The sequence below is a fragment of the Aliivibrio kagoshimensis genome (genome assembly GCF_050337105.1).
GTDB classification, from domain to species: Bacteria; Pseudomonadota; Gammaproteobacteria; order Enterobacterales; family Vibrionaceae; genus Aliivibrio_A; species Aliivibrio_A kagoshimensis.
Genome location: NZ_JAKJSQ010000001.1, coordinates 1 through 7,203 on the forward strand (window position 1 = coordinate 1; position 7,203 = coordinate 7,203).

The window sequence follows — 7,203 nt, forward strand, 5'->3', positions numbered from 1 at the left end:
AGTAGACGTTCTACCCTTGACGCTACATCCTTTAACCACCTTTTCTCTCAAATGGTTAGCTCAGAGAGTTTTGGTGTGAGTAAGCCAGATCCTTCGATTTTTGAACACACTGCCAAGCTAGCAGGATATAAAACAGAAGAATGTTTATATTTTGGGGATCACCCAGTAAAAGATATTTTAGGCGCAACGGGTTCAGGAATGAGAGCTGTGTGGTTAGCTGGATTTCATGATGAAATTAGTCTTCCTAAAGAAGTTGTCATGGTGAACAATCTCAACGATGCACTAAAAATTGTTAACTTATAAAATAACTGTCTGTTGTCAAATTTCATTATTTGGAAAAACAGTAGTTATCCGAAAGACCAGATTCTCATGAACTCCGTAACTCATTCCTGTCCACCTTCGAGCTAACAGAATTTGTGCTGACTCATATCTACCTCGAAGTGCACTAAATCGGGATGGAAATTTTTTTCCCCTTCCGCAATTAGACTTACTTTACCTTATGTCCAGAACTCTAATTTCGAGTGCCACTAGAGAAGGGATGTTTACATACTCTATAAAGACAAAAAGGCGAACCATTTCTGGTTCGCCTTTCAAAATATTACCGGCTAGTTAGTCACAATCTTAATTACGTTCACAAACTTAATTTAAGCTGTCACAAACTTTATTACCAGTCATCACACAGCTGTGCCTGTGGATTCTAATTTTAGACAAAGCAGGCTACAAAACCTTATGCTTGGCAAGTAAATAAAACCCTATTACGGATTAGAAATTTGTACAATTCTAACTCATTGAAGAAATTAGTATTTTCGATTAGTGAGAAATAACTATCGCTAATAGCGTTGCTTTAATGTTCAAGTAGCGCATCTAGCTTTCCACTAGGGCTAGAACTGTAACCATACCCTAAAATAGGTGAATTACTTTCGGCTAGTACCATAAATCTATCAAGGTTTGTCCAGCGTCGATTCAGAGAATAAGGCTGAATCGTTCTTGCCCCTAAACGAGTTGCAACCCAGAAGAATTCCTTCTGGGTTGCCTAAATCGCCTTTGCCCCAAAGCTTGTTAGGACCAACGAAAGTTGGAAGTACTTTACACAGCCAATTAGTGTTGGTCATATCTGTCCATTTTCAAAGTAATTGTTTGTCTTGGGACTTGTAGTTTTTGTAATGGTTTTCTTTTTTATTTAAAAGGGTAAACTATCCTGAATTCAGCTACATATAGGTTCTTTATCATTAAATTACGAGGAATGTATAAGCAATGTTCAAGCGCTTTGTAGTTGGACACATCAATAAACAGTCAGGCGTTAATCAGGGCGTTTTAGGTGTTGCGTACCGCCTTAGTCGAGAGGATCAGCTTAAAGATGCTGACAAAATCGATCTTGATAGTCACCTAGTATGGTTAATGGATTCTTTTACTATCCCAGATATTTTTGACGAGCCAGAAAGCTTGAAAGGTGTCTGCTGGTTTAAGGATTCTGCGGTTGACATCATTGATCATGTAATCGCTATCATTCCTTACGTGGAAGCGTGTGGCTTCGTAGTTACAGAGTTATCATCTAATCGTCCTGGTCTCATTATTTATGAAGACGRTTCTCAAATTGTAGCTATTCCAAATAATGACCGACATTGAAAGCTATCTAAGCACTAAATAGCCGCAGGGACTTATATCATTGTGTCACTCGTTCCAGTTCACCTTACTGTCAGCTGCCCCGTGCTGATAATTTGCATGCGTTTTGCTCTAGGTTACTAATAGTAAGAATAAAAAGTGATATTCTGAATTTTTAAATGCCTGTTTAGAGAAAATATGAGATTACATATCACAGGGAATGCAGGTTCGGGTAAGACGACGCTGGCTAAGCAACTCGGTCTAATTCTAAATATGCCAGTAGCTAGCTTGGATAGTGTAGTTTGGAAAGAGGGATGGGTTGCGGCTTCAAAAGAAGAGCGAGCGCTTGGTGAGCAACAATTACTAACTAAAGAGAGTTGGTTAATTGAAGGGGTATCAAAAACAGTTCGAGAGAACGCGGATTTTGTAATCTTTCTTGATGTACCAAGACACATTTGTTTGCTCCGATGTTTCAGGCGTAACTTGCCATATCTATTTAAATCTCGCCCTGAGCTTCCAGCGAACTGTCCGGAAATCCTAATCATACCTAAGTTATTTAAGCTGATTTGGATGTTTCCCTTACTGGCTCGACCATCCATTATGAAATCTATGTCACTACAAAAAGGCATTGTACTCAGAAAACCTACAACACTAGACGAACTTATTGTTCAGATCAAAGCCGAGATGGATGAAGTTGAAACGGGCACCAAGCGTTAAATTTAATATTGTTAGGTATACCAACATTCTAATTAAAGGAAACCTGAGTATCTTGATAGAAACTCAGCTGAGACCCAAAACTTAATAAGATACTCTTTTACTGAGGCTCCTGCTAAAGGCTATGAACCCAGTCGAACCATGGCATTAAAAACGATTCCTCTTGATGTTTATAATCTTGATAAGCTAGATGATATCAAATCAATAATAGAACGCGTTGCATTTTCAAGTGAGTGGATTAAGGCATTTAGAAAAGGTGTCGTTAAAACTAAGACATTAGATGTAGGCGAAATCATTAGAAGAACAAACACAAATGTCCTTATCATACATGGCGAAAAAGATTTTCGTTTTCCAGCTTCAGTCGCTATTAAACTTCATGGACTATTACCGCAGACAACATTGGTGATTATGGCTAATGTAGGTCATTTGGCCCACCTTGAAGAACAAGATAAGTGGGTTGATGAGATAAACAAATTTCTGAATTAGCCAGCAATCTAGTGAATGAGCTTTCTGTATAAGTAACTAATAACTTAACCGTTGGTTTGGAGTAGAGTAAGTTAGCCAAAAAATCAGACTCTCCTGTATGCGGATGATTTCGTGGTCACCTGCTCTTCAAAGGAAGTGCTAGTGAACGATATCAAACCGTTGATTGCTGACTTTCTGGCAGAAAGAGGGTTAATCCTCTCCGAAGAGAAAACGAAGGTCACTCATATTGATGATGGCTTTGACTTTCTGGGTTTCAATCACAGGAAGTACAAAGGGAAATTGCTCATTAAACCGAGTAAATCCAAAACATTGTTATTCTTGAAAAATCTACGTGAACTTATTAAAAAGCACGCAACCATCCCTGTTAACGATCTTATCAAGTTGATAAATCCGAAACTTAGAGGATGGGCGAATTACTATCGACACTGTGTTGCTAAACAAGTATTCGGGTATGTCGGCCACAAACTATTCCAAGTGTTATGGCACTGGGCAGTTAGACGTCATCCAACCAAGTCCAAGGACTGGGTTGTTCATAAGTATTTTCTTAATCGTAAAGACCAGTGGCAATTTCACGGTTGGCAGAAAATCATGGACATGGACTGTCACTTCAATCTGTTCCAAATAGCGAAAGTGCCCATCGAGCGACACGTGAAAATCCGGAGTGCAGCGACCCCTTTTGACCCTCAACACCAAGAATACTTGGCGAAGAGAAAACCCAAAAGGCTAGCTCGTAACTCTTGGAAAGAGCCTGTCCCGACTGCGTTGACGAAATCGGTTAAAACTATCCCTCTAAATTGTTTATTGCCCCATTATTGGTTTCGCCAAAAATGGTTTCATTTTGCTGTTCTTGGCTCACTTGAATCTACAGCACCTTAATTGAACGAGAGTATTACCATTGATCAACTGATTGGAATCACGACCCATTTAACGGCTTTCAAAAACAACCTGATTGAAGTCGATCCAGCCATTAGTAAGAAGATCCATCGCATTCACTTTATGAGAGATTCTCATGTCTTGTGCGCATTGAAACAGAGGAATATAAATTGCTTTTCGAATCAACTCGCGTTCAATTCGCTGATAACCTTGAACACGCTTACTTTCATCTGATTGAGCCAAATTATCAAATACTTGTTGTTCGAACCAAGGCTTTGATTGCTTATTCAGACTCGCCGTCACGGTGTTTGTGCACAACAACCATCCGAGCCAAGAACTCTCTTTATGTTCCCCAAACACCGCACCAGAAACAATAATATCCGCTTTCAATTGTCGCTCTACTTGGTCAAATTCAGGGTATGGCAGCACGGTAAGGTTTGAATCTAAACCATGCTGACACAGCAACTCAGTGATGTTTTCAGCAGCTTCAATATGCCCAGGCAGCTGATAAGTTAACACCTCAAGCGGCACCTGATTTACGGAAGACAAGTCTACTTCTTTGCTTAATTTTAAGGGCTCAAGGCTTGTCATACCTGAGGCTCGCCGATAAATCATAGAGTCTCTCACACCGTTCATCGGCAAAGATTGCAGCAACTGTTGGATGTATCGACGATGTTTTGCCAACTTCATCCATGTGTTGTTTGCACTGTTTAAACAGGCGTAGATACAGCCCTCTTCCCACTGTTGTACCTGTGTGAATTCATCGGCAATATCCGGAGCTGAGCTACCATGCACAATATCGCAATGCATTTGAAAGTCTTTTGCAGATAGGCCCATGTTCCAGATTTCTACGCCATCTAACCAAGGTCGATAACCATGATAATGAGGGGATGCAGTAAGTAGCGTTCGGTAGTTGGTTTGTTCTGCCAGTCGAAACGCTCCACTTCCGACTATCGAGCCGTCGCTGTTCAATTTGGAAACCGACAACGCACCATGAGCCATCAACCTTGGCAGATAGTGAGACAAAAGTTTGGAACGAATTCGTAAGGTGTACTCGTCGACCACAGAAAACTCACCAATGAGTATGAACAGACCTCGACTCACCGAGTTTGACGAGATGATCGACTCATAGGCTTCCTTCACATCAAATGCAGTAAGTGCTGAGCCGTCCCAGAACTTAAGTGATTTACGTAGTCGAACCTTCAGCGTATCACCTGTATGCTCCCAAGTTTGCGCTAGATCCCCCTCCAACTGGCCAGTGTCCCTATTGAAACGTAACACGTTGGCATACAGATAATCCGCGATATGTTGCTCAGTACGCCTTGATATTTCACAAGGGATCAAGCTATGTGTCGCTCGATAAAAAGGGATTTGGAGGATGTCTTGAGCATTATCTTGCTGTTGATATTGACTAACGAACTCGGCAATAAACTGATCACGATCTTTGCTTCTGATTAGTTTCAACGCTTGATCGACTTTTCCCTTATTCATCAAAAGCTTAGCTTGCTCGGTTAATGCGGTATGTACCGACTCTTTAAGAAGAAGCTGAGGCAAATTACCTCTGCCAACACCCGATTTCCAATCGATGATTGACTCTTCCACTAGTCTTTTGATGACCAGCTGAGCATTGCGACGTGTGCAGTTCAACGCTTTCGTGACATCGTCTAATGAAATCGGTTTCCATCGACCTATCTCAAATCCAAAGTCTCGCAAAAATACCAAAGCTAACCAATAACGCATAAAGGTGAAATCCTAAAATTATATTTCTATTTTTCTTCATCTTTTATTTTCAAATAATAGCCGTGTTACCAAAAATAAAAAGRATATTTAGATGAATACGTTAACTGAGTCTCATGGCTCCATCTGGAAGAATAAAACCTTCGTTACGCTGTTTAGCAGTGCTCTGTTTGTTAGCTTTGCGAGCCAAATCTACACACTTGCATTACCGTTATTGGTCTATGAACTTACCCAATCTTCCGAGTGGATGGGTTGGATGAGAGCCGTTGAGTTTCTGCCCAATCTATTACTGGCTCTGTTTATTGGCGTGTGGGTTGATCGCAGTGATAAAAAGCAGTGGTCTCTGGCGATGTTACTCGGTCAAGCGGGAACGGTGTTCACATCCTTCCTTGCCGTTGAGTTCCTTGAAGATCCATTATGGGTTCTGTTTCCGTGCGCGTTCTTAATGATGGCATTTAACTACGGCTACCATAATGCGCGCATGTCGATTCAGAAAAGCGTGCTTTCACATGACACTCAAAATGTAGCAACAGCTCGAATGAGCTCCTTGAGCAGTTTTATGGAAACCGTAGGGCCTGTGCTCTCGGGAGCCATCATGTTATTGGCGACTATTCATAACGTCTTCATCGGCGTAGCGCTTTTGATGTTACTGGCTTTTTGGCAGGTCAAAAGACTCGACGTAAAAACACCCATCAACAAAGACGAACAAAGCACTTTCAGCGCCATAAAAGAAGGTTGGCAAGTACTACGTAATGAACAGAATATGTGGTTGCTCACCCTTGCTGTAATGGTCATTAACACAACAGGCGCGATATTTTGGATTCAAGCTATCTACTACGCCAAAGCAGATTTAGGGTTGAATGCTGTAGGCGTGAGTTATCTGATCGTCGCTTCTGGTCTTGGTGGTCTCATTGGTGCATTCAGTGCCGATAAACTACGTAAGAAATGGGGGCTGGGATGGCTACTCATTATCTCAATTGCACTGGAATCGATCGGGTTTGTTATTCCACTGATAATGGAGAATCAAACAGCGCTTATTGCTGGGTTCTTTTGGGTATCCGCTGTGGGTTTATATAGCAGCATCTGTATCTGGAGTTACCGCCAAGAAGTCTTTGATGTCAGCGTTCTCGGCCGAGTAAATGGTATAACAGGCTCACTATTCAAACTCCTAATGCCATTTGGCCTTGCTAGTTCAGGCTATCTAACATCATTGATTGGTATTGAGTGGCTGTTCGTCGGGTGTTTTGTTACACAGCTGCTCATAGCACTTTGGTTAATGACAACCAGCGTCCGTTCTATTCGTTAATAGCAAAATAGATGATTAACAAAAACAATACATTTATTCGATGATAATGCTGAGCGTCATCGTTGGTAACAATAGACGTGACCCGCACTAACAAAACGGGGGCATTAAACTTAGCTACTGCCCATACTTTTAGTTATCTATGAATTGCTAATTTAGGGGGAACCGTAACTCATTTCTGTCCAATTGCGAGTTATATCAGCCGGCTGGTTAACAAGCTTTTGCCACATTGATAGCAGTATTGTGTAAGTCTGTCTAGTGCGGGCTATCTATAAGTTATTGTAAATTAAGTTAATATTATAACTTATATAATTAAATGATTGCTGAGTGAGCTGAGTTGGAAAAGCTTGTAATTCAATGTGATATTTGAAGAGAGCTACAGAATTCGTAGCCTTTGTAAGGCTTAACTATTATTCCTTATATAAATGCGGGAAAAATTTAATATCCTTATATTTCATTTGTTTATATTTCATTTGTTTATATTTAAT

General features: G+C 40.7%; 6 protein-coding genes and 1 pseudogene. 6 read left to right on the plus strand and 1 reads right to left on the minus strand.

The window, feature by feature from the left end:
• The 5 genes and pseudogenes from L4C32_RS00005 to L4C32_RS00025 form a co-directional block, all read left to right on the plus strand.
• The coding region (locus tag L4C32_RS00005) for an HAD family hydrolase (protein ID WP_428194790.1) at positions 1-303 on the plus strand (303 nt) is incomplete at its 5' end.
• A gap of 951 nt (positions 304-1,254) precedes the next feature.
• On the plus strand, positions 1,255-1,626 hold the full coding sequence (locus tag L4C32_RS00010; RefSeq protein ID WP_428194791.1) for a hypothetical protein: 372 nt from the start codon (positions 1,255-1,257) through the stop codon (positions 1,624-1,626).
• Between the two features lie 174 nt (positions 1,627-1,800).
• Positions 1,801-2,319: a P-loop NTPase family protein gene (locus tag L4C32_RS00015; protein WP_428194792.1), complete on the plus strand. Its 519-nt coding sequence runs from the start codon at positions 1,801-1,803 to the stop codon at positions 2,317-2,319.
• Positions 2,320-2,457: 138 nt separating this feature from the next.
• Positions 2,458-2,802, plus strand: a complete 345-nt coding sequence (locus L4C32_RS00020) for an alpha/beta fold hydrolase (RefSeq protein ID WP_428194793.1) — start codon at positions 2,458-2,460, stop codon at positions 2,800-2,802.
• A 93-nt stretch (positions 2,803-2,895) separates the two neighbouring features.
• A pseudogene (locus L4C32_RS00025) lies at positions 2,896-3,567 on the plus strand (group II intron maturase-specific domain-containing protein); the annotation flags it as partial.
• 159 nt (positions 3,568-3,726) lie between these two features.
• On the opposite strand, the gene L4C32_RS00030 reads toward L4C32_RS00025, so the two are convergent.
• On the minus strand, positions 3,727-5,415 hold the full coding sequence (locus tag L4C32_RS00030) for an ABC transporter substrate-binding protein (protein WP_428194794.1): 1,689 nt from the start codon (positions 5,413-5,415) through the stop codon (positions 3,727-3,729).
• Positions 5,416-5,506: 91 nt separating this feature from the next.
• Here L4C32_RS00030 and L4C32_RS00035 point away from each other — a divergent pair, with 91 nt between their 5' ends.
• Positions 5,507-6,718, plus strand: a complete 1,212-nt coding sequence (locus L4C32_RS00035; protein ID WP_428194795.1) for an MFS transporter — start codon at positions 5,507-5,509, stop codon at positions 6,716-6,718.
• Positions 6,719-7,203: the final 485 nt, after the last annotated feature.